Source organism: Acinetobacter sp. Li1LvA2, from assembly GCF_056156705.1.
The window spans coordinates 82,650-105,750 of the sequence record NZ_JBSICF010000001.1; the positions used below are offsets into that span (position 1 = coordinate 82,650).

18 protein-coding genes are annotated in these 23,101 nt (G+C 37.9%); 13 read left to right on the forward strand and 5 right to left on the reverse strand.

Features of this window, described 5'->3' with window-relative positions:
• Window positions 1–9 precede the first annotated feature (9 nt).
• Both ACS604_RS00385 and ACS604_RS00390 read left to right on the forward strand, forming a co-directional pair.
• The gene (locus ACS604_RS00385; protein WP_474769438.1) at window positions 10–1,746 is read left to right on the forward strand and encodes an FAD-dependent oxidoreductase; all 1,737 of its coding nucleotides are present in this window, start codon (window positions 10–12) and stop codon (window positions 1,744–1,746) included.
• Window positions 1,743–2,360, forward strand: a complete 618-nt coding sequence (locus tag ACS604_RS00390; protein WP_474769439.1) for an NIPSNAP family protein — start codon at window positions 1,743–1,745, stop codon at window positions 2,358–2,360. The genes ACS604_RS00385 and ACS604_RS00390 overlap by 4 nt, the downstream gene beginning before the upstream one ends.
• Before the next feature lie 230 nt (window positions 2,361–2,590).
• On the opposite strand, the gene ACS604_RS00395 is transcribed toward ACS604_RS00390, so the two are convergent.
• The gene (locus ACS604_RS00395; RefSeq protein ID WP_474769440.1) at window positions 2,591–3,067 is read right to left on the reverse strand and encodes a MarR family winged helix-turn-helix transcriptional regulator; all 477 of its coding nucleotides are present in this window, start codon (window positions 3,065–3,067) and stop codon (window positions 2,591–2,593) included.
• Between the two features lie 196 nt (window positions 3,068–3,263).
• The gene (locus ACS604_RS00400; protein ID WP_474769441.1) at window positions 3,264–4,034 is read right to left on the reverse strand and encodes an enoyl-CoA hydratase/isomerase family protein; all 771 of its coding nucleotides are present in this window, start codon (window positions 4,032–4,034) and stop codon (window positions 3,264–3,266) included.
• A gap of 277 nt (window positions 4,035–4,311) precedes the next feature.
• On the opposite strand from ACS604_RS00400, the gene ACS604_RS00405 reads away from it, so the two are divergent.
• From ACS604_RS00405 to ACS604_RS00415, 3 genes are all read left to right on the forward strand, one after another.
• Window positions 4,312–5,619 (forward strand): MFS transporter, encoded by a 1,308-nt coding sequence (locus ACS604_RS00405; protein WP_474769442.1) that lies wholly within the window; start codon window positions 4,312–4,314, stop codon window positions 5,617–5,619.
• Between the two features lie 71 nt (window positions 5,620–5,690).
• Complete coding sequence (locus tag ACS604_RS00410) at window positions 5,691–6,440, forward strand: electron transfer flavoprotein subunit beta/FixA family protein (RefSeq protein WP_474769443.1); 750 nt, start codon at window positions 5,691–5,693, stop codon at window positions 6,438–6,440.
• A 17-nt stretch (window positions 6,441–6,457) separates the two neighbouring features.
• Entirely contained in the window at window positions 6,458–7,390 is a 933-nt protein-coding gene (locus ACS604_RS00415; RefSeq protein ID WP_474769444.1) for an electron transfer flavoprotein subunit alpha/FixB family protein, read from the forward strand.
• A gap of 51 nt (window positions 7,391–7,441) precedes the next feature.
• Here ACS604_RS00415 and ACS604_RS00420 read toward each other — a convergent pair whose 3' ends face one another.
• The 3 genes from ACS604_RS00420 to ACS604_RS00430 all read right to left on the reverse strand — a co-directional run bounded on the left by ACS604_RS00420 (window position 7,442) and on the right by ACS604_RS00430 (window position 11,540).
• Complete coding sequence (locus ACS604_RS00420) at window positions 7,442–8,659, reverse strand: CaiB/BaiF CoA transferase family protein (RefSeq protein WP_474769445.1); 1,218 nt, start codon at window positions 8,657–8,659, stop codon at window positions 7,442–7,444.
• Window positions 8,660–8,893: 234 nt separating this feature from the next.
• On the reverse strand, window positions 8,894–10,606 hold the full coding sequence (locus ACS604_RS00425) for an electron transfer flavoprotein-ubiquinone oxidoreductase (protein WP_474769446.1): 1,713 nt from the start codon (window positions 10,604–10,606) through the stop codon (window positions 8,894–8,896).
• 73 nt (window positions 10,607–10,679) lie between these two features.
• Window positions 10,680–11,540 carry an IclR family transcriptional regulator gene (locus ACS604_RS00430; RefSeq protein ID WP_081173755.1) on the reverse strand — a complete coding sequence of 287 codons (861 nt, stop codon included), beginning with the start codon at window positions 11,538–11,540 and terminating at the stop codon, window positions 10,680–10,682.
• A 393-nt stretch (window positions 11,541–11,933) separates the two neighbouring features.
• On the opposite strand from ACS604_RS00430, the gene ACS604_RS00435 reads away from it, so the two are divergent.
• From ACS604_RS00435 to ACS604_RS00470, 8 genes are all read left to right on the forward strand, one after another.
• The gene (locus ACS604_RS00435) at window positions 11,934–13,088 is read left to right on the forward strand and encodes an acyl-CoA dehydrogenase family protein (protein ID WP_144729761.1); all 1,155 of its coding nucleotides are present in this window, start codon (window positions 11,934–11,936) and stop codon (window positions 13,086–13,088) included.
• A gap of 33 nt (window positions 13,089–13,121) precedes the next feature.
• Window positions 13,122–14,318 (forward strand): acyl-CoA dehydrogenase, encoded by a 1,197-nt coding sequence (locus ACS604_RS00440; RefSeq protein WP_474769447.1) that lies wholly within the window; start codon window positions 13,122–13,124, stop codon window positions 14,316–14,318.
• 471 nt (window positions 14,319–14,789) lie between these two features.
• Window positions 14,790–15,557: a 2-hydroxycyclohexanecarboxyl-CoA dehydrogenase gene (badH, locus tag ACS604_RS00445; protein ID WP_474769448.1), complete on the forward strand. Its 768-nt coding sequence runs from the start codon at window positions 14,790–14,792 to the stop codon at window positions 15,555–15,557.
• 48 nt (window positions 15,558–15,605) lie between these two features.
• A complete protein-coding gene (gene badI / locus ACS604_RS00450; RefSeq protein ID WP_081173763.1) occupies window positions 15,606–16,388 on the forward strand; it encodes a 2-ketocyclohexanecarboxyl-CoA hydrolase in 783 nt (260 codons plus the stop codon).
• A gap of 14 nt (window positions 16,389–16,402) precedes the next feature.
• Window positions 16,403–17,560, forward strand: coding sequence for a cyclohexanecarboxyl-CoA dehydrogenase (gene aliB, locus ACS604_RS00455; RefSeq protein ID WP_144729771.1), 1,158 nt, complete (start codon window positions 16,403–16,405; stop codon window positions 17,558–17,560).
• A 140-nt stretch (window positions 17,561–17,700) separates the two neighbouring features.
• A complete protein-coding gene (aliA, locus tag ACS604_RS00460) occupies window positions 17,701–19,341 on the forward strand; it encodes a cyclohexanecarboxylate-CoA ligase (protein WP_474769449.1) in 1,641 nt (546 codons plus the stop codon).
• Between the two features lie 149 nt (window positions 19,342–19,490).
• A complete protein-coding gene (locus ACS604_RS00465) occupies window positions 19,491–20,786 on the forward strand; it encodes a DcaP family trimeric outer membrane transporter (RefSeq protein WP_474769450.1) in 1,296 nt (431 codons plus the stop codon).
• Window positions 20,787–21,350: 564 nt separating this feature from the next.
• Window positions 21,351–23,087, forward strand: a complete 1,737-nt coding sequence (locus ACS604_RS00470; protein WP_474769451.1) for an arylsulfatase — start codon at window positions 21,351–21,353, stop codon at window positions 23,085–23,087.
• Window positions 23,088–23,101 lie beyond the last annotated feature (14 nt).

Sequence of the window (23,101 nt, forward strand, 5' to 3'; positions counted from 1 at the left end):
GAATTGAACATGGATAAAGAAGTTGATTTATTGGTTATTGGCGGTGGTGCAGCAGGGATGTCTGCGGCACTATTTGCCAAGCTTAATGGATTAGATGTTTTACTTTGTGAAAAGGCTTCCCAAGTAGGTGGTACTTCAGCAACATCTGGTGGAACAATTTGGGCACCAGGATCACATTTAAGTGTTCAAGCAGGTGTTCCTGATGATATTGAGCAAGCGCGAATTTTTCTTAAATCTGTAGTGGGTGAACGTGGTAGTGAAGAACTTCGCGAAGCATTTTTAGCCTCATGTGCTGATATGATTCGTGAATTAGATGAAAAAACAACAGTTAAGCTTAATGCTTGTTTAGCACATCCCGATTATGTGAAAAATCAGCCAGGTGAAGCATTTGGCGGTCGTGCGCTTGCACCTGCTGAATTTGATGCAAGTGTTTTAGGTGCTGACTTTAAATATGTACGTCCTCCACGGGCCGAGTTTATGGGCTTAGGCGGCATGATGGTCAATCGTAGTGAGTTAAATGCACTATTAAATCCTATACATAGTTTTCAGAACTTTATGACCACTTTGAAAGTTGTGGTGCCTTATTTGCTTTCAAGGTTACGTTTTAATCGGGGTACACGCCTTGTTATGGGCAACGCTCTGGTGGGTAGCTTATTTTACAACCTTAAACAAAAGAATGTACCAGTTTGGTTTAATGCGCCACTGCAAGAGCTGCTAGTCGAAGAAGGCAAAGTGGTAGGAGCTAAAATTAAAACTGAACAAGGTGTAAAAGTCATTCATGCCCGAAAAGGTGTAGTTTTAGCCACAGGGGGTGTGGGGTGGAATACAAATTTACGTCAACAATTGTTCCCAAATGGTTTAATCGCAGACTCATTGTCTCCCGACTCAAACACAGGTGATGGGCTCAGTAAAGCCCTTGAAAAGGGTGCAAAACTTGACCCCTCTGTGGATAGTAGTGTGCTGTATTTTCCATGTTCCATTCATGTTCATACCAATGGCTATAAAGCTATTTGGCCACACATTATTTTAGACCGTGCCAAACCAGGTGTGATAGCTGTCAATGACGATGGTAACCGCTTTGTCAATGAGTCAGATTCGTACCACGACTTTTGTATGGCGCAGCTCAAAACTAATCAAGGTAAAGCAAAAATTCAGTCCTATCTGATTTGCGACCAAACTGCGATTCAAAAATATGGGTTAGGTTTTGTTCTGCCTGGTGCAAAAAAACTCGATTACTATCTCAAGGCAAAATATTTATTCGCCGCAAATTCACTAGAGGAGCTTGCTCAAAAAGTTGGAATCAATGCCCAAGGATTAGTGAGTACTGTTCAGCGTTTTAATCAATTGGTTGAACAAGGTACAGACACCGACTTTGGTAAAGGTAGTGGTGTGATGAACCGTTTTAACGGGGATCCTGAGGTAAAACCAAATCCATGTTTGGGCAAACTTGAGCAAGGACCATTTTACGCTTTACCCGTTATTCCAATGGACTGTGCAAGTAGCGGTGGATTAGCTGGTGATATTTATGGTCGAGTGCTTGATCAGAATAATCAGGTGATCACTGGGCTATTTGCTTGTGGCAATGACCTGTCTTCAATTTTTAAAGGAACATACCCAGGTCCCGGAACAACGTTAGGGCCAGGGATGGTATTTGCTTGGCGAATTGCTCAATTTGCCGCAGGAAAACTAAATAAACAAGTGACTGAACAACCTACACAAATGACACAACCACGGAGAACCGCATGAAGCTTTATCAACTGATTAATATCACTATCAAAATGGGTACAACCGCAACTGTTGCGACAGGTATTCAAAGTTTTTACCAAGATACGGCAGCTAAAGGTAAGCTACTTGGAGTTTTTTTCTCTGATATAGGTCAACTCAATCAAGTTGTCGTATTACGTAGCTACTCTTCACAACAAGAACTTGACGATGAAAATGCACGTTTAGCAGCACAAGAAAACTTATTTGATACATCAGAAAATATCATCAAATATTCAGTTGAAAATTTTGCTGGTTTCGACTTCTTACCAGAAGTTGAGGTAGGTGAATTTGGTCCTGTCTATGAAATTCGTACTTATGAGTTGAAACATGGTGGTGTCCCTCATATCCTTGAGGCATGGAAAAATGCAGTGCCAACTCGTACTCAATACTCAAAATTAACAATAGCGATGTATGCTCTTGATGGCACGCCGCGTATTGTAAGTATTTGGCCATACTCATCATTGAATGAGCGTTCAGAAGTTCGTGCTAAATCGGTTGCAGATGGTATTTGGCCACCAAAAGGTGGTCCACAGTGGTTAACCCATGAGATGCAGTCAATGATTGCTCTGCCAACTTCGGTATCACCACTGAAATAAAGTTTGGTAATAATGTATTGAAAACTAGCCTACTAAATTAGTGGGCTGGTTCTAAAAAAGAGGTAATAGATAAATGCACGTTACTTTTTAAAAAATTAAACTAAAAAATATTCTAACTAATTGCGTGTAAAATTCTCTTGTACAACAATTACTATTAAATTCCCCAAATTGTACAATTAGGAAAACAATATTTCCTAATTTATTAGTTAATCTTAATAGACCATTCTAGCTTAACCGTTTATTTTAATATCATTCAAACCATTTGTTAATTTATTTGCTAAATGAGTAAATGTAATCATATCGTCAAGTGTAAAGCCATTTAGAGCCTGCTTATAAAAATTATAAATATTTTCTTGTAATTGTTCCCATCGAGCAATTCCTTCTTTGGTCAACATGATATTTTTTGCACGACGATCTGTTGTGTCAATTTGGCGTATTACATAGCCTTCGCGTTCGAGTCGCTTCAAAACACCATCTAAATTTTGTCTACTTACATCTAGGTATTCAGTTAACTCAGTAAATGACATAACCCAATTAGTTTGTGGCCTTGATAATGCACCTAAAACTGCCCAATGTACTGACGAAATTCCTAGCTCATTTACACATTGACGATCTAATGAGTTTCCAAGTTGAAACAATCTGAAGAATAATCTGTTGTGAATTGGATAAAGAGAATGATCATAACTTTGTTGATCTTTTTGGGTCATAATCTAAACTGCTAAGTATTGAGGATTTATCTATATTATATACTTATAACCAGATGCATTTATTGAAAATAAAAAATGGAATATTGATGATTTATGTAATGTTGGTATCGATTTAGATAGTCTGATTTGATAGTTTTTACCGAAAATTATCAAATCAGCTATATATTAGGCAATATTTAAAGTTGGTTTAGTAGCATCATTGATTCGTAAATTCTGCTTTACGCTTTTCAATAAATGCTTGTATACCTTCAGTCGCATCTTTAGTTTGGGTACTAGCAAGAAACATTTCACTTTCCAGTGCTAATCCATCAGTAATATTCAAATCTAATGCAGATTGAACAGCTTTTATGATAAATGCTGTGGATGCAGGAAATGATTCTCCAAAACTTGATAAAAAATCTAAGCCAGCTTGAACTGAATCTTCAGTCGCTGTAATTTGTGTGATTAGACCTATTTCTTTTGCTTCAAGCGCATCAAAAATTCTTCCACTTAGAGTTAACTCTAATGCTTTTGCACAGCCTACGATACGAGGTAAGCGTTGAGTTCCTCCATAACCTGGAAGTAGGCCTAATTTAATTTCAGGTAAACCAAACTTAGAATTAAGACTACAGATACGAAAAGTACAAGCCATTGCTAATTCTAAGCCGCCACCTAGAGCTGCGCCCTTAATTACGGCTAGTGTAGGGAATGATAAATTACTAATCTTATTGAAAAAATTTTGCCCTTTACGTGAAAGCTCTAGATATTCTGTAGGGGTTTTATTTTGTAGTTCAGTGATATCTGCTCCAGCACAAAAAGCTTTTTCTCCTTGACCAGTAAAAATGAGAACACGAGGAGGGCTTTGAATGACTCTGTTAAGTAAGTTATCAATAGTTTGAATCATCTCTTTATTTAGAGCATTTCTTGCTTCTGGTCGGCAAAGAGTAATTATGGCGATATCGTCCTGATAATTAAGGGTTGCGTTCATCTTTTAAACTCCTTTTTTGATAGTTAAAAGCATATTGGATTATTTATTTGTGTCAACATATTTGCATTTTTTGTTAATTTTTTTAATTTAAAAATATAATAAACAATAAGTTATATATTTTATTATTTAATTTATATCAATATATTGACATAAATTATTGCAATGATTACTCTTGGTCGAAATGAAGTATTACTGCTTCAACCAATAAATAAGGGCAAAAATGTAATTAACAAAATTCAAGAAAATATAAAGAGCCATGAATATCAAGGAGATGATCATGCAGTACATTGATGTACACAAAATTGCTAATGATGCGAAGTTTAATAAGTTCCATGCCAAAGTGTTAGTTTGGTGTTTCATTATTATTATCATTGATGGCTATGACATTGCTGTTGCTGGTATAGCTATTCCTTCAATCATGGAAGAAATGGGTGTCAGTGCTTCGACAGCTGGCTTTATGGCTAGTTCTGCATTATTTGGCATGATGGTGGGGGCCATTTTTTTAGGAGCTATATCCGATAAAATTGGCAGACGTTTGACGATCGCAATCTGCGTATTTCTTTTTAGCGTATTCACTGCACTAGCTGGAATGACGAATGATCCTATTAGTTTTAGTATTATGCGTTTTATTGCCGGTTTGGGGATTGGTGGGGTGATGCCAAATGTCGTAGCACAAATGACTGAGTATGCTCCCAAAAAAATACGTAATTTCATGACCGCCTTGATGTTCTCTGGGTACGCTATAGGCGGTATATTGGCAGCTTTACTGGGTAAACAATTTATTGTGGAATTTGGTTGGCAAGTCGTATTTTTTGCGGCTGGTATTCCTGTATTGCTCATACCTTTTATTATGAAGTCAATGCCAGAGTCATTGGCATATCTGAGTAAAAACAAGAAAGATCTAGAACTAAAACAGACTATTCGATTGATTGAACCCAATATTCAAATAGATGATGTAGCACTGCTCAATATTACAGATCCAACCCATGCGGGCTCTTCTGTTTCTTATTTATTCGCGAATGGACGTGGTTTTAGCACAATCATGTTTTGGGTAGCATTCTTTACTGGGCTATTTATGGTCTATTCACTGAGTACGTGGCTGACTAAGTTAATGGCGATGTCGGGTTATACGCTTGGCTCAGCATTAAGCTTCGTGATTGCTCTCAATATTGGCGGGATCATTGGTGCCGTAGGTGGAGGTTGGTTGGCTGACCGTATGCATATCAAATGGGTCTTGGTGTTTATGTACAGTTTGGGAAGCCTATTTTTGTACTTGATGACTTTGCCAATGCCAATACACATGTTGTATATCACTATTGCAGTGGTTGGAGCTTGCTCTACAGGCGCTCAGATTGTTGCTTATTCATATTGTGGTCAGTTTTATCCTAGTGAGATTCGTTCAACGGGTATAGGTTTGGCATCTGGCATTGGTCGTTTAGGCGCTATAGGAGCACCATTACTGATAGGAATGATTATGGCCTTGAATTTACCGATTGAACAAAACTTTATGGTAATTGCGGCAGCAGGTTTAATCGGTGCAATTGCTTTATCACTTATTAATCATAATCGTTCATTTTCAAAATAATTCACTATGGCATGGTCTATCACATGAATATGAAGTAATAGACCATTTTTTATCTTTACTCGAGGAACTACATGAAGGCTCTTGTTGCTGTAAAACGCGTGGTTGATGCCAACGTCAAAGTTCGTGTTAAGCCGGACAATAGTTGGGTTGACCTAACTAACGTTAAAATGTCAATTAACCCATTTTGTGAAATCGCAGTGGAAGAAGCGGTTCGCTTAAAAGAAAAAGGAACAGTATCAGAAATCGTTGTTGTTTCTGTGGGTCCTAAAGAAGCTCAAGAACAAATCCGTTCTGCAATGGCTTTGGGTGCAGACCGCGGTATTTTAGTTGAAACCACTGATGAAATTGGCGCTTTAGAAGTTGCTAAAATTTTAAAAGGTGTTGTTGACGCTGAAAAACCAGAACTTATCCTTCTTGGTAAACAAGCAATTGATGATGACTCTAACCAAGTAGGTCAAATGCTTGGTGCTTTACTAGGTGCTGGTCAAGGTACATTTGCTTCTGAAGTGAAAGTTGATGGCGGTAAAGTACAAGTAACTCGTGAAGTTGACGGTGGTTTACAAACTGTTGAACTGGCACTTCCTGCAATCATCACGACTGACTTGCGTCTGAACGAGCCACGTTATGCAGCATTGCCTAACATCATGAAAGCTCGTAAGAAGCCACTTGATACTAAATCTCCTGCTGATTATGGCGTTACAGCTGGTACTAAGCTTAAAACTGTTAAAGTTGAAGCTCCGGCAGAACGTAAAGCTGGCGTACAAGTGAAATCTGTAGATGAGCTTGTTGAAAAATTGAAAAATGAAGCGAAAGTGATCTAATACGGAAGGATAAAATCATGAGTATTTTAGTTATCGCTGACCACAACAACCAAGTACTTAACGGTGCTACTTTAAACGTTGTTGCTGCAGCACAAAAAATCGGTGGTGATATTACTGTATTAGTTGCTGGTTCTGGTGCTCAAGCAGTTGCTGATGCTGCTGCTAAAGTTGCTGGTGTAAGCAAAGTTTTACTTGCTGACAACGCTGCTTATGCAAACCAATTAGCTGAAAACGTAGCTGGCTTAGTTGCTGACTTGGCTAAAGGGTACAAATACGTTTTAGCTGCTTCTACAACAACTGGTAAGAACATTCTTCCACGTGTTGCTGCTCTTCTTGATGTAAGCATGATCACAGATATTATTTCTGTTGAATCTGCAAACACATTCAAGCGTCCTATCTACGCTGGTAACGCGATTGCAACTGTTCAATCTGACGAAGCAATCATTGTTGGTACTGTTCGTGGTACAGCATTTGATCCAGTTGCTGCGGAAGGTGGTTCAGCTGCGGTTGAAACAGTTGGCGAAGTAAAAGATGCAGGTATTTCTAATTTCGTATCTGAAGAAATCGTTAAACTTGACCGTCCAGAATTAACTGCGGCTCGTATCGTAGTTTCTGGTGGTCGTGGTGTTGGTTCTGGTGAGAACTACCATAAAGTACTTGATCCATTAGCTGACAATCTTGGTGCAGCACAAGGTGCTTCACGTGCGGCAGTTGATGCGGGCTTCGTACCTAACGACTTCCAAGTAGGTCAAACTGGTAAAATCGTTGCGCCTGACCTTTACGTTGCTGTAGGTATTTCTGGTGCGATCCAGCATTTAGCCGGTATGAAAGATTCTAAAGTTATTGTTGCAATCAACAAAGACGAAGAAGCGCCAATCAACAGTGTTGCTGACTACTGTTTAGTTGGTGATTTGAACACTGTAGTACCAGAGTTGGTATCTAAACTTTAATCTTCATTGATTAAAGTCGAAAAACCCTTAGTAAACACTAAGGGTTTTTTATTATTGAACAATTCTTTTATTTTTCAAAGCAGTAAATTCATCTTCGTTAAGATAACGCTGCAAAATTAAATTACTATCCTCTGCTAGAAGAGGAGGAGTTTTTTTATATTCAACAGGTGTTTTTGAAAGCTTAATTGGTGACCCAATCATTTGGTAGTTACTTTGTAGAGGATGGGGGATTTTGACTACCATGTTGCGTGCTATAGCCTGTGGTTCCGAGAGAGCTTGTTGAATATTATTAATCATGCCAACAGGAACTTGAACCGCGTGAATTTTAGCAACCCAATTCTCCGCGGTATCACTTAAAAAGTGTGACTGTAATATCTGTATCAAAGCATCTCGATGAATTACACGTTGGGCGTTAGTTGAAAATTTAGGGTTATGCAGTAATTCAGCTAAGCCAATACTTTGGCACAATGAAGTAAATTGATTGTCATTACCACAGGCAATAATGAATTCACCTTGAAGAGCTTTGAAAACCTGATAAGGCACAATATTAGCGTGAGCATTTCCATAACGCCCAGGAATTTTTTCTGATACTAAGTAATTTGTTCCAAGCTGGGACATGCAAGCGATTTGAGTATCTAGTAATGCCATATCAATATATTGGCCTTCACCTGTTTGATGGCGTGAAAGAAGAGCAGCTTGAATTGCGATATTGGAATATAAGCCAGTAGTTAAATCGGCAAGAGCAATGCCAGCTTTTTGCGGGCCTCCGCCTAGTAAATCATCACGTTCTCCCGTGACACTCATCATTCCTCCCATGCCTTGAATGATAAAATCATATCCAGGTTCTTTAGAACGGGGGCCAGTTTGCCCAAAACCTGTAATAGAACAATATACTAAACGAGGGTTGATTTTGGATAAGCTCTCATAATCTAGTCCATAGCGCTTAAGGGTGCCTGTTTTATAGTTTTCAATGAGAACATCTGTATCTAAAACCATTTTTTTAATCAGGGCTTGGCCTTCAAACGTTGAAATATCAATAGCGACTGAAAATTTATTTCGATTTGCTGATAGATAATAAGCAGCCTCTTGAGTATCTAGTTTTTTATTATCTTTTAACCAAGGTGGTCCCCACTGTCGAGTATCATCTCCACAATAAGGACGTTCAACTTTTATAACCTCTGCACCAAGGTCTGCCAAGATTTGACTGCACCAAGGGCCGGCTAATATACGACTTAAATCTAATACTTTATATCCTGTTAATGCACCCATTAGATTATCCTTTTTTATATCTTGCTTTATTGATCAATTGAAACTCTGCTATATCGTCCGATATTACAATTAGGGTAATTCGGACCACCACTACCTGAGGCAGGAAGAAGAAAGCAGCGCTTTGTCCTGCCGCAAGTGCAAAAGCTATGCTTTTGCAGAGAAGGTGGCTGTTCTATTACATGTATGGATATGAGACACGGCTAGCAAAGCAACGCTTTGCCGTGTCGCAAGGAATTACATATTAGGGTAATTCGGACCACCACCACCTTCTGGCACTACCCATGTGATGTTTTGAGATGGGTCTTTAATGTCACAGGTCTTACAGTGAACACAGTTTGCTGCGTTAATCTGGAAGCGTTTAGAGCCATCATTCTCTTCCATGATTTCGTAAACACCAGCAGGGCAGTAGCGCTGTGCAGGCTCATCCCATTTCGGTAAGTTTACGTTCACTGGAATTGAAGGATCAGTAAGCTTCAAGTGAGCTGGCTGATTTTCTTCATGAACAGTGTTTGAGATAAACACAGAAGATAAACGGTCAAATGTAAGCTTGCCATCTGGTTTTGGATAGTTTGGCTTGAAGCTGGTTGCATCGACAGTTTTCAATACAGCAAAGTCTTGCTTCAAGTCATGTAAAGTGAATGGCACTTTAAAGACATTTTGGTCGATAAAGTTAAATGCACCACCTATCCATTGACCAAATTTATGCATTGCTGGGCCAAAGTTACGAGAGTTATAAAGCTCTTCTTTTAACCAGCTGTTGTTGAATTTGTCAGTGTATGAAGTTAATTCTTTAGTGAATAAATCTTCGCCTTCGGTAACGCGTGCAATCGCAAGGTCACCGCCTTTTTCTACACCAGCAGCAATCGCCTCAAATACAGCTTCACCACATAACATGCCTGATTTCATGGCAGTGTGTGAGCCTTTGATTTTTGCAAAGTTTAAGAAACCTGCATCATCACCAATCAAGCAGCCGCCTGGGAAAGTCAATTTAGGCAATGAGTTGAAACCGCCTTTCACTACAGCACGTGCGCCGTAAGAAATACGCTTACCACCTTCTAAATACTGTTTAATCAGTGGGTGAGTTTTCCAGCGCTGCATTTCCATGAATGGATACATGTGTGGATTTTCATAAGACAAGTCCACGATCATACCCAAAGTCACTTGGTTGTTTTCAGCGTGGTATAACCACCAACCACCAGAAGAACCAGTTTCAGCCAATGGCCAACCAGCACCGTGCATCACTAAGCCCGGCTTATGTTTTGCTGGGTCAATTTCCCAAAGCTCTTTAATCCCGATACCGTAGTGCTGTGGATCAGCATCTTTATCGAGATTGTATTTTGCAATGAGACATTTGCCTAAGTGACCACGGCAACCTTCAGCAAAGAGGGTGTATTTAGCGTGAAGCTCATAACCTGGAGTAAAGTTATGCGTTGGTTCGCCATCTTTACCAACACCCATGTCGCCAGTTTGAATCCCTTTTACAGTACCGTCTTCATGGTAAAGCACTTCAGATGCAGCAAAACCAGGGAAGATCGAAACTTCTAGTTCTTCAGCTTTTTGACCTAACCAACGAACAACGTTACCTAACGAGATAACGTAGTTACCATCATTGTGCATGGTTTTAGGAACCATCCAGTGAGGTGCTTCTTTAGAAGTGGTTTCTGAAAGTAAGAAGAATGTCTTGTCTTCAGTTACAGGGACATTAAGAGGCGCGCCTTCATCTTTCCAGTTCGGGAAAAGTTCATTGATGGCACGTGGCTCAAGCACAGCACCAGACAAGATATGCGCACCTACTTCAGAGCCTTTTTCAACTACACAAACAGAAAGATCGGGTAAGTTATTTTCAATCGCTAATTGACGGATCTTAATCGCAGCAGACAGACCGGCAGGTCCTGCACCTACGATGACAACGTCAAACTCCATCGATTCACGTTCTAAATTTTCCATATTACGAAATCCAGTTTCATTATTAAAATTACTCCCAAAAAAACTGAACTATAGTTCAGTTTTGAATGGTTATTCAGTGCAAAGTGTTCAGAGCATCTTGAATATTTTGAACCATATGAATTAATCTCGGTCCGATTTCATTTTCAAGTTTTTCTTGATTAACTAAGTAGCTTGGTGCTCCGCAGTTAAAGACTAATAAACCGTATATTGGATGTATTAAGGGAACTGCAACAGAGTTCACTTCTTTATGCCATTCGCTTAAAGATAAACAATACCCATAGTTTTGATAATCATGAAAGGCTCGATCTAAACTACGTTTAATTGCTGGCCATTCTTCAGCAGTGTGCTTCTTTTCTAATGCTTTTAAAATAAATTCACGTTCATTTTCAGGAAGAGCTGCTAAACAGGCTCTTCCCATAGATGTGTTATGTAAGGGTAAAGTCGAACCAATTGGTCTGCGCATAGTTAAATTGGTTTCGGTTTGAACCACATCTAGATACATCATGTTTAACCGGTCTCTCATTGCCATAGCAACTGGAGCTTGTGCATATCTGGACATTTCTTCCATGTAAGAATGGGCAATTGATCGTATAGATATACTCGATAATGCGGCGTAACCAAGTGCCAGCACCCCAATATCTAAAGTGTATTTAGTAGAATTTGGAAGTTGCTTTAAGTAACCAAGGGACACTAATGTACTCGTAATTCTTGCAATTGTTGGCCTAGGTAAGCCTGTAAGATGAGATAGTTCCTGATTACCTAGAACTTGGTTGGATGCTGAAAAACAACGTAATATCTCTAATCCACGCGCTAAGGAAGCAATAAATTGAGGATTATTTTCGCGGTGAATATGAGAAATCGGATCTAAACGGATTTCATCAAAGTTCACTTTTTTTTCGACTTGTTCTTTTAGTTGATTATATTCTAAATGCATACCATTCCCGTATTTGATCAAACACTATTCTTGATCATATCAATTATATTTCGCTATACAAAAAAAATTAGAATAGTTGATGCTTTTTTAAATGATTCACTAAGTCAACAGCAATATTGGCTAAAAAACTGAAAAGAAGAATCAACCAATCATAAACCTTAATTTCGTATAACAAAATAAATATTCATTTAAATTTAGCTTTATTTGAGAGTTAAATCAATATATTTATGCAATTTAATGAACATTAATTCTGTATTGCGAAATTTTAAGTAAAAAATTCTTGTTTGTTGAGGGTTGTGCTGCTATTTTATTTCGTATAACGAAATTGCTTGTGGTTTTGTATTACAAAATGGTGCTTTGGATAGCATTGTATAAGGATATAAGGAGAGAAAGATGATTCGTGATCAACAGACATTAGAACAGTTGTTATCTACAATTCGAAGTTTTGTTAAGAATACATTGAGACCTTTAGAGCATGAGGTCGATGAAACTGATGCTATACCAGATCATATTGTCCAACAAATGAAGGAATTAGGCTTATTTGGTTTAACAATTCCCGAAGAGTACGGCGGTCTGGGAATTACGATGGAAGAAGAGGTGTTGGTTGCATTTGAGTTGGGGCAAACTTCTGCTGCATTTCGTTCTTTGATTGGTACAAATAACGGGATCGGCTCAAGTGGAATTATTATTGATGGTACTGAAGAACAAAAGCAAAAATATTTACCAGGTTATGCTAGCGGAGAAATTATAGGTTCTTTCTGCCTAACGGAACCTGACTCTGGTTCAGATGCCGCTGCTTTAAAGACTTCTGCATTTAAAGATGGCGATTATTATATTTTAAACGGTACCAAGCGTTTTATTACTAATGCACCTCGCGCATCAACTTTTACTGTTATGGCTAGGACTAATCCAGATATTAAAGGTGCTGGAGGCATTTCAGCTTTTTTGGTTGAGGCCGGCACAGTTGGGCTCACTTTAGGAAAAATTGATAAAAAAATGGGACAAAAGGGTTCTTATACCTGTGATGTCATTTTTGATAATTGTCGTGTGCATAAAGACCAATTGATCGGTGGTATTGAAGGTATTGGTTTTAAAACAGCAATGAAAGTACTTGATAAAGGCCGTTTACATATAGCTGCTTACAGTGCAGGAATGGCAGAGCGTATGTTAGAAGATGCCTTGCAATATGCAATAGAACGTAAACAATTTGGTCAATCAATTGCTAATTTTCAGCTTATTCAAGCGATGTTAGCGGATTCAAAAACAGAGATTTATGCTGCGAAATGCATGGTATTAGATGCAGCACGTCGTCGTGATCTGGGGGAAAATATTAGTACCGAGGCATCGTGTGCAAAAATGTTTGCTACAGAAATGTGTGGCCGAGTAGCTGATCGTTGTTTACAGATACATGGTGGGGCTGGATACATCAGTGAATATTCAATTGAACGATTTTATCGAGATGTTCGTTTATTCCGTCTCTATGAGGGAACAACACAAATTCAGCAAATCATTATTGCTCGAGACATGATTAAACAAGCTACAACTTAATAGATGGATGTTTTTACCTAAAGGAATGAGAAAATGAGTAGAGTTCAATTTAATTGGCAAGATCCTTTTTTATTAGAAAATCAGTTAACTGAAGAAGAGCGAATGATTCGGGATACTGCATTTAATTATAGTCAAAATAAGCTAATGCCACGTGTATTAGAACAGTTCCGTCATGAGCAAACAGATGCTTCTATTTTTCGTGAAATGGGCGAGCTAGGTCTTTTAGGACCTACAATTCCTGAACAATATGGTGGCTCAGGGTTGAATTATGTGAGTTATGGGTTAATTGCTCGTGAAATTGAACGAGTAGACTCAGGTTATCGTTCAATGGCCAGCGTTCAAAGTTCTTTAGTTATGGTTCCTATTAATGAATTTGGTACTGAAGAGCAAAAGCAAAAATATTTACCTAAACTCGCTACAGGTGAATACATTGGTTGTTTTGGACTAACCGAACCTGACCATGGCTCGGACCCTGGCAGTATGATTACTCGCGCTAAAAAAGTTGAGGGTGGTTATCGTTTAACTGGCGCTAAAATGTGGATTACTAATAGTCCTATTGCTGATGTATTCGTAGTATGGGCAAAAGAAGTTTCACCTGAAGGTAATGTTGGTGATATTCGAGGCTTCATTTTAGAAAAAGGTTGGGATGGTCTTTCTGCACCTGCAATTCATGGAAAAGTGGGATTGAGGGCTTCCATTACTGGTGAAATAGTAATGGATAACGTATTTGTTCCAGAGGAAAATGTATTTCCAGAGATTCGGGGTTTAAAAGGTCCGTTTACATGTTTGAATAGTGCGCGATATGGTATTGCATGGGGTGCAATGGGGGCAGCCGAGTTTTGCTGGCATACAGCACATCAATATACGATGGATCGTAAGCAGTTTGGGCGTCCTTTAGCAGCAAATCAGTTAATTCAAAAGAAACTTGCAGATATGCAAACTGAAATTTCTTTGGGTTTACAAGTGGCTTTACGTTTTGGACGTATGAAAGATGAAGGTATTGCATCTGTTGAAGGTACATCCCTAATTAAGCGTAATAACTGTGGTAAGGCTCTTGATATTGCTCGGCTAGCTAGGGATATGCTGGGAGGAAATGGGATCAGTGATGAGTTTGGTGTAGCCCGACATCTTGTAAATTTAGAGGTTGTAAATACTTATGAGGGAACACACGATGTCCATGCTCTTATCCTTGGGCGCGCTCAGACGGGTATAGCTGCATTTTCTAATTAAGATTTGACTTTCTGAAGGTCTTATTTCTTAAACCATATATAGTTTAAGAAATAGTGTTTATTACTATCTTTTTCAAAAAATAAAATCGAAAAAAAGCCTTTATTTGTGGATTACACGAATAAGGGCTTTTTTTTGAAAAATTATATCTGCTCAATTTATTAAATAATCTAAAAATTAATATTACTAATTATTCTTTTGGAATATTTCCAATCTTGTATTTTTAATTCTTGAAATTGACGGTTAAGCATCTTGTTTTTGCGTAATAAATGTAACTAATTATTTCATTATTTTTGCCAAAATAAATATATTTTTATTTAAAAACATATTTTTATTAAAATATGTCAACTTGTTTATATATTTCGCATAGTGAGCTTTGTTATTTAGTAATTGAAATTAATTTTCTTGTTAGCTATTTTGAAATTATCAACAAGGAATGAAAAATTTAGCTCACTAAATGGACAAGGAAAACTTATGAAAGGACTAAAAGACAAAGTAATTATCGTGACAGGCGGTGCTGGTGGAATTGGTTCAGCAACTTGTAAACGCTTAGCTGAAGAAGGTGCGAAAGTTGCGGTATTTGATATGAATTTAGAAGCAGCGAAGACTCTGGTTGCGGAAATTGAAGCAAATAATGGTCAGGCAATTGCAATTGAGTGTGATATTACAGATCGTCAGATTGTTGATTCCGCAGTTAAATCTACCCAAGAACAATTGGGGCCAATTGATGCTTTGGTAAATAATGCAGGTTGGGATGTATTTAAACCATTTTTGAAAACATCTGCGAATGAGTGGGAAAAATTAATTCAGATCAATTTAATTGGCATGTTGAACATGCACCATGCTGTTTTACCGGTAATGGTTGAACGAAATCATGGGCGTGTAGTGAATATTGCATCTGATGCTGCAAGAGTTGGTTCATCTGGTGAAGCTGTATATGCAGCATGTAAGGGTGGATTACTTTCTTTTTCTAAAACACTGGCGCGTGAGCATTCACGCAATAACATTACTTTCAATGTTATTTGTCCAGGACCAACTGATACGGCTTTATTGGCTGGCGTAACCGAAGGCGCTTCGAATCCAGAAAAACTTCGTGAAGCTTTTACACGTGCTATACCCCTTGGCCGATTGGGTCAACCAGATGATTTAGCATCGGCTATTACATTCTTCTTAAGTGATGATGCTGGATTTGTTACTGGTCAAGTATTAAGTGTTTCTGGTGGATTAACCATGAATGGTTAATTCCAATTTTGGAATAAATAACGAATAACAGTTCAAGGAAATGAAAAAATGAATTTTGAAGATATTTTATACGAAGTTAGAAATGGTGTGGCATGGATCATCATTAACCGTCCTGAAAAAATGAACGCTTTCCGTGGGCAGACTTGTGATGAAATTATTAAAGCACTAAATAAAGCTGGTTATGATCGAGATGTGGGGGCAATTGTTTTAACTGGTGCAGGTGATCGCGCATTCTGTACAGGTGGAGATCAGTCTGCTCATAATGGAAACTATGACGGACGTGGCACAATTGGTTTGCCAATGGAAGAACTACATACAGCTGTTCGCGATGTTCCTAAGCCTGTAATCGCACGTGTACAGGGTTATGCGATTGGCGGTGGGAATGTTTTGGCAACCATCTGTGATTTAACAATTTGCTCTGATAAAGCAATCTTTGGTCAAGTTGGTCCTAAAATGGGGTCTGTTGATCCAGGTTATGGAACTGCATTCTTGGCTCGAGTTGTGGGGGAGAAAAAAGCTCGTGAAATTTGGTATATGTGTCGTCGTTATACTGGAGAAGAAGCTGTATCGATGGGCTTGGCAAATAAATGCGTTCCAGCTGATCAACTCGATGCTGAAGTTCAAGCATGGGGAGAAGAACTTTGCGAACGTAGTCCAACAGCATTAGCAATCGCAAAGCGTAGTTTCAATATGGATACTGCACATCAAGCCGGAATTGCTGGTATGGGTATGTACGCCTTGAAGCTTTATTATGATACAGAGGAATCTCGTGAAGGGGTAAATGCCCTTAAAGATAAACGTAAGCCAGAATTCCGCAAATATTTCAAATAATTAAGGAGAATGAGATGAGTAAAAATCCTTATATTACAGAAGATTTGGAATATCTAGCTGAAACAGTTGAGAAATTTGCCCAAAAATATATCGCTCCCGGTTTTTTAGAACGTGACCAGACTAGAACTTTTGACCGAGATTTAGTTAAAAAAATGGGAGAGATGGGTTTTATCGCACCTGAGTTACCTGAAGAATATGGTGGGCAGGGTATGGGACGTCTGGCGGCAGGTGTCATTCATGAAGCGATTGCTAAAGCTGATTTGAGTTTTTCATATATTAATTTACTCGCTTCTTTAAATGGTCAGATTCTAGCTGAACATGGTGAGCCAGAAGTTGTCCGTCCATGGTTGGCAAAACTTACGGCGGGAGAGGCTATTTTTTCAATTGGTTTAACTGAACCACGAGGTGGATCTGACGCGGCAAATTTACGTTTGAAAATTGAGCGTGATGGAGATGAATATATTCTTAATGGAGAAAAAACTTCAATTTCAGCCGCTGATCAAGCCGATGCATCTGTTATTTTCGGCCGTACTGGTTCAATTGAGTCTGGTGCACATGGTGTAACTGCTTTATTGGTACCTATGAATTTACCAGGAATTAGTACTACACGATTTGATTGTCATGGTCAGCGTGCTATTGGGCGAGGTTCAATTTTCTTTGATAACGTACGAGTTCCTGTAAATCACCGCTTAGGGGAAGAAAATAAAGGTTTTGTACAAGTCATGCAAGGTTTTGACTTTTCACGTGCACTGATTGGTTTACAAGTCTTAGCTGTAGCAAGGGTTTCACTTGATGAAGCTTGGGAATATGCAGCTCAGCGTGAAGCTTTTGGGAAACCATTAACTGCATTTCAAGGTGTTTCTCATCCTTTGGCAGATTATGAAACCCAAGTTGAAGCTGCTCGATTATTGTGTTTACAGACTTTATGGTTGAAAGATAATCATCTTCCTCATACTTCTGAAGCTGGGATGTGTAAATGGTGGGGACCTAAACTTGCTTATGATGTGGTACATCAATGCTTATTAACCTTTGGTCATGCTGGATACGATCGTGGAGTTATGGAGCAGCGTCTACGAGATGTACTCGGTTTTCAAATTGGTGATGGTACGGCCCAGATTATGAAAACAATTATTGCCAGACACAAAGCAGGTCGCAAGGCTGTGCCAGCTTAAATTTAATTTATTTATTATTATCAATTGATTATTGAAGGTGGCTAAACAAAATGTTTAGTCACTTGGTGGGCTTCAACTTTAAAAAATGATCTTGGTAGTAGTCTATAAATCAAGGAAAGAATATAACAAGGAGTTAAAGAATGGATTTCGATGCAGTACTTTTGCCACAGCGAAGAGCAAGAATGATTCAACAGGGATATTGGTTGGATAAAACCATTCTTCAATCGCTAAATGATGCTGTTCATCAATATCCGGATAAAACAGCATTAGTCAGTATAAAAGATGATCAGCCAGAGAGAAGTTTTACATATCGTGAGTTATTACACACTTCTAATCAGATTGCTCTGGGATTAAGAAAATTAGGCATACAAAAAAATGATATTGTTTCTTGCCAATTACCTAACTGGTGGGAATTCAGTTTACTTTATATTGCATGCCGACGTATTGGTGCAGTTTTAAATCCGTTAATGCCAATTTTTCGTGAACGTGAACTTACATTTATGTTAAAGCATAGTGAAAGTAAGGTTTTTATTGTTCCCAAAGTATTTCGTAAATTTGATTATGAACAGTTGGCTTATCAACTTCAAAAGAATATCAATAGCTTACAACATATTATTGTGATTGATGGAAATGGAGAAAATAACTTTGCTGATGTTTTACTCAATCACGGATTAGATAAAGATCCTCAAATCCTAAATACGCTTAATGACATAAAAATTAATGCTGATGATATCGCACAATTAATTTTTACATCTGGAACCACAGGTGAACCAAAAGGTGTAATGCATACCGCAAATACACTGTTTGCAAATATAGTGCCTTATGCGGAACGATTGCATTTAAATCATGAGGATGTAATTTTGATGGCGTCACCAATGGCACATCAGACTGGCTTTATGTATGGCCTTATCATGCCAGTTATTTTAAAAGCTAAGGTTATTCTTCAGGATATTTGGGATGTAGATAAAGCTATAGATTTGATAGATAAATACAAAATTACATTTACCATGGCATCAACTCCCTTTTTAAATGACTTATCCAATGCTGCATCACAAGGCGACAAAAAATTTCATTCATTAAAAACTTTCCTTTGTGCAGGCGCACCGATCCCAGGTCCTTTAGTAAAGAAAGCAAGAGAAAATCTTGGAGTAAAAGTAATTTCGGCATGGGGCATGTCTGAGTGTGGTGCTGTGACCATGACAAGGCCTGAAGATGATGATGAAAGATCCTTTAATACAGATGGATTACCGTTACCGGGTGTTGAAATTAAAATCATTGATCAAGATGGTAAAGAGAAAGGAAACAATGAACCAGGCTCTTTAATGATTCGGACATGTTCAAATTTTGGGGGATATCTTAAGCGTCCTTATTTGAATGCTACTGATCATGATGATTGGTTTGATACTGGCGATTTAGCATATCAAGATGAGCAAGGTTATATACGAATTTGCGGAAGAAATAAGGACGTCATTATTCGTGGTGGTGAGAATATTCCGGTTGCTGAAATTGAGTCATTACTTTACCAACATCCAGATATCGCTATCGTTGCTTTAGTTTCATATCCAGATGAACGTCTTGGAGAGCGCGCTTGTGCAGTTATCAAATTAAAAGAACATAGGGAATCTATAGAGCTTCCAGAAATTGTTGATTTTCTTAAACAGCATAAACTTGCTGTGCAGTATATCCCAGAGCGCCTAGAGGTTTGGAATGAGATTCCAATGACACCTTCGGGGAAAATTCAAAAATTTAAATTAAGAGAAATGATTACGTCTAATTCTTAATAATCGACTCATCTTTAATAAATATAAGGAAAACATAAGCTGCTTGTGGTGAGAGGCCTATGTTCCTTATTAAAACCAAAAAGCAAGCTCTTAGGCATGATGCCTAAAACTGCTTTACGGATGACTATTCACAAAAAATGGAGTTTAACATGAATAAATCAGTAAGATTATTCTATAGAAGTACACTAAGCCTTGCAATATTTGCTGTGGCTACATCGAGTTATGCAGAAGTGACTCAAGAGCAGATTGCAAAACTTCAGCAGCAAATACAAGAATTACAAGCAAAGTTCGATAAACAAAATGAAGATAAAAAAGTAATAGCTACGTCATCAACTAGCTCCTCGGACCTTAAGCACCTTGTGACCAAAGGTGGCGCGGAATTTGAGTTGTATGGAAATATTCGTGCCGATGCTTCATATCAAATTAAGGGTCCTAGTGCGATGTATAACAATATCAGTACCGTACCTTTGAAGCATACCGAAGCTGAAACACATAATTCAGATAAATTCCAAAGTACCTTAAATGCGACCCGTTTTGGTTTTAATTTTACTGCGCCTAGTACTTGGGATCACAAAGTGGGTGGTAAATTAGAGATGGATTTCTTTGGTGGAGCGGGGCGTGATACATTCCGCCTCCGTCATGCTTATATTACCTTTGATGACTGGTTAATCGGTCAAACTTGGTCAAACTTTAATGCCATTGAGTATTTCCCAGAAACAGTAGATGCAGCACTTTCTGTAGGTGGTTCTTTAACACGTGTATCTCAAATAAAATATAGTCATCCTGTGGATTCACATTTGAATTTTGCAGTTAGCCTTGAAGATCCTAAGTCTGAAACTGTTACGACTACAGGTACACAGAACTTTACAACGGATGCTAATGCAAAGTTGAAACTACCATCAGCAACAGGACGTATAAATTACAAGTTTGATAATGGATCTGCACTTTCTGGTCGAGTTTTTATAACTCAAAAAGCAACATCAGCAGGTGATCATGATGAATTTATCGCTTGGGGAGCAGCTTTAGGCGGCAAGTGGCAAGTCACTCCAAATACTTTAATTCGAGCTGATTACAATCATATTAAGGGTGATACTAAAAATTTACTGTGGTCTAACTATGCTTATGTATTTGATGGAAATGGTCATATTAAACCAAATGAATTTGACACAGTAACAGTTGGGTTAACTCAAAAATTTACGCCTAAGATACGATCCTCAGTCGGGTTAGGCTATATGCGTGCTAATAGTAGTAATTCATTTTCTGAACTCGTACAAAATGATTCGACGCAAAATAAAGAGTTAATAGAAGGATGGATTAATGCCTTTTATACACCAGTGAAAGCAATAAATATTGGTTTTGAATATATGTATGGGCAAAGGACAACTTTTAATGATCGAGAAGGAATTGATAATCGTATAAATGCTACAATTATCTACGATTTCTAAAGTGTTTCATGCTAAAGGTAGGGTGAGGTTACCTTTAGTATTTTTTACAAAAAGAATTTGGCTAATTTTATATAATTAAAAGTAATAAGTTTATTTAAATGTATTTTTAATTATCTTCTTGATGGATATATGCTAAAAATAAAGTAAGTGAGAGATTATTATTATTTCTAATTTACTTTATTATCTATACAAGTAGGAAAATACAAATTGAAGTGCGGTTTTTGACTAATAGAAATGAATAAATGCTGGCACCATGATATAACAAGAATAGTAATAATAAATTTATTAAGATCTAGAGACTCATCCGATATTTTTTGAAGTTATGCTCGATCACTCTCAGAATGTTGACAAAACTTTTAATTTGAATACTTATGAAAAAGAGTGGATGATTTAGTTATAAAATTATATAAAATGTTAATATATTGATATGTAATAAAATATTGTTCGAAATATGAGAACACACAATTTGTAGTTTTGATTGTATTCACTAAAGCTTATGAGTGTATATTCCTTAGAGGCAAGGATTTGTCGCATAAAATTGGAACCGTTCATAAGGATTTTGTTATGGTTATAAAAAAACTAGCAATTGCTTCATTATTTGTACCAACAATGCTGTGTACAGCTTTGACAAATGCTGCTGATATTGGGAAACCTAATGTATTGGTTATCGTTGCAGATGATTTGGGTTTTTCTGATACAGAACCGTTTGGTAGTGAAATACGTACCCCGAATATTAAAAAACTAGCTAAAGAGGGTGCTGTATTAACTAATTTTCATGCGGGTCCAACTTGTTCAGTAACTCGTTCCATGCTTTTGACTGGTAATGACAGTCATCAGGCTGGATTTGGGACTATGGCGGAGTATTTACAGCCTGAACAAAAAGGTAAACCTGGTTATGAAGGCCGTTTAAATAAAAGAGTAATTACATTACCTGAAATCTTAAAAGATCAAGGCTATGCTTCATTTGTAGCAGGTAAATGGCATTTAGGTTCAACTGAAGACAGTAATGCAAAAGCTCGAGGTTTTGACCGCTCATTTACACTAATGCCAGGTGGTGCTGCACATATGGATGCAAGCCAAATGTTCCCTGGTAATTATAAAGCTCGTTATCTTGAAGATGGTAAAGATGTAAATTTGCCTAAGGATTTTTATTCAAGTGATTTTTTTACAACTAAGATGATTTCTTATATAGAAAATGATCGAAAAAAAGGACAACCTTTTTTTGGATATTTGGCTTTTACTGCTCCCCATTGGCCGTTACAAGCACCTGATCAGTATTTGAAAAAGTATGAAGGACATTATAAAGAAGGGTATGAAAAAATTCGTCAAGCCCGTTTAGCGCGTATGATTAAGCTTGGAATCATGCCAAAGGGAACGAAAATTAATAATCCATTAATGAATGTTTTCCCTGCATGGGATCAGTTAACAGAAAGCCAAAAACAAGATCAAATAAAAACAATGCAAATTTATGCAGCAATGATTGATAACCTAGATCACAATATTGGGCGTGTAATTGATTACTTAAAGCGCAGTGGTGAGTTAGATAATACGTTGATTTTATTTATGTCTGATAACGGTGCTGAGTCTGCAACTCCTGAATCATTGGGAACAACTGAGGATAAGAATGGTATCCGAGAGTGGGTAAATGCTACATTTGATAACAGCCCTAAAAACATGGGGCGTAAGGGTTCGTATGTAACCTTAGGACCTCAATGGGCACAAGTTGCTTCAACACCACTTCCCTATTTCAAAAGCTTCTTGGCGAATGGGGGAATCCATGTTCCTGCCATAATTCGTTATCCGGCTAAAGTTAAAGCTGGGCAAATTAATAGTGAAACACTGCATGTTATAGATTTCGTACCTTCAGTTTTAGAGCTTACAAATACTAAACGCCCAGAAATTTTTGAAGGAAATCCGGTTTTAAAGCTAGAGGGACGTTCATTCTTACCTATTTTTAGCGGTGAAAAATTACCAGAACGATCATTAGGATGGGAATTCAATACACGCCGTGCACTTTATAAGGGTGATTGGGCTGTGCAATATCAGGCACCACCTTACGGTACGGGACAATGGGAGTTATATAACCGTAAAGCTGATCCTTCTTACCGTATTAATTTAGCCCTTCAACATCCTGAAAAAGTCAAAGAATTATCCGCGGATTGGGAGGTATATGCCAAACGTGTAGGAGTCACAGAAGCTCCAGTGCGATATAAATATGGGCAAATGAATTGTTTTTATGATAAATGCATTCAACCTGAATTTTTAAAACAGCTAGCTAATCAGTCAACTGCTACACATTAAAGAATGAGTTAGTT

Excerpts from the sequence above, each read along its gene's own strand:
- badH (WP_474769448.1), top strand. The coding sequence starts at position 14,790 with ATGAAAGGACTAAAAGACAAAGTAATTATCGTGACAGGCGGTGCTGGT.
- ACS604_RS00430 (WP_081173755.1), bottom strand. The coding sequence starts at position 11,540 with ATGCATTTAGAATATAATCAACTAAAAGAACAAGTCGAAAAAAAAGTG.
- aliA (WP_474769449.1), top strand. The coding sequence starts at position 17,701 with ATGGATTTCGATGCAGTACTTTTGCCACAGCGAAGAGCAAGAATGATT.
- ACS604_RS00470 (WP_474769451.1), top strand. The coding sequence starts at position 21,351 with ATGGTTATAAAAAAACTAGCAATTGCTTCATTATTTGTACCAACAATG.
- ACS604_RS00425 (WP_474769446.1), bottom strand. The coding sequence starts at position 10,606 with ATGGAAAATTTAGAACGTGAATCGATGGAGTTTGACGTTGTCATCGTA.
- ACS604_RS00385 (WP_474769438.1), top strand. The coding sequence starts at position 10 with ATGGATAAAGAAGTTGATTTATTGGTTATTGGCGGTGGTGCAGCAGGG.
- aliB (WP_144729771.1), top strand. The coding sequence starts at position 16,403 with ATGAGTAAAAATCCTTATATTACAGAAGATTTGGAATATCTAGCTGAA.
- ACS604_RS00465 (WP_474769450.1), top strand. The coding sequence starts at position 19,491 with ATGAATAAATCAGTAAGATTATTCTATAGAAGTACACTAAGCCTTGCA.
- ACS604_RS00395 (WP_474769440.1), bottom strand. The coding sequence starts at position 3,067 with ATGACCCAAAAAGATCAACAAAGTTATGATCATTCTCTTTATCCAATT.
- ACS604_RS00415 (WP_474769444.1), top strand. The coding sequence starts at position 6,458 with ATGAGTATTTTAGTTATCGCTGACCACAACAACCAAGTACTTAACGGT.
- badI (WP_081173763.1), top strand. The coding sequence starts at position 15,606 with ATGAATTTTGAAGATATTTTATACGAAGTTAGAAATGGTGTGGCATGG.
- ACS604_RS00410 (WP_474769443.1), top strand. The coding sequence starts at position 5,691 with ATGAAGGCTCTTGTTGCTGTAAAACGCGTGGTTGATGCCAACGTCAAA.
- ACS604_RS00435 (WP_144729761.1), top strand. The coding sequence starts at position 11,934 with ATGATTCGTGATCAACAGACATTAGAACAGTTGTTATCTACAATTCGA.
- ACS604_RS00390 (WP_474769439.1), top strand. The coding sequence starts at position 1,743 with ATGAAGCTTTATCAACTGATTAATATCACTATCAAAATGGGTACAACC.
- ACS604_RS00440 (WP_474769447.1), top strand. The coding sequence starts at position 13,122 with ATGAGTAGAGTTCAATTTAATTGGCAAGATCCTTTTTTATTAGAAAAT.
- ACS604_RS00405 (WP_474769442.1), top strand. The coding sequence starts at position 4,312 with ATGCAGTACATTGATGTACACAAAATTGCTAATGATGCGAAGTTTAAT.
- ACS604_RS00400 (WP_474769441.1), bottom strand. The coding sequence starts at position 4,034 with ATGAACGCAACCCTTAATTATCAGGACGATATCGCCATAATTACTCTT.
- ACS604_RS00420 (WP_474769445.1), bottom strand. The coding sequence starts at position 8,659 with ATGGGTGCATTAACAGGATATAAAGTATTAGATTTAAGTCGTATATTA.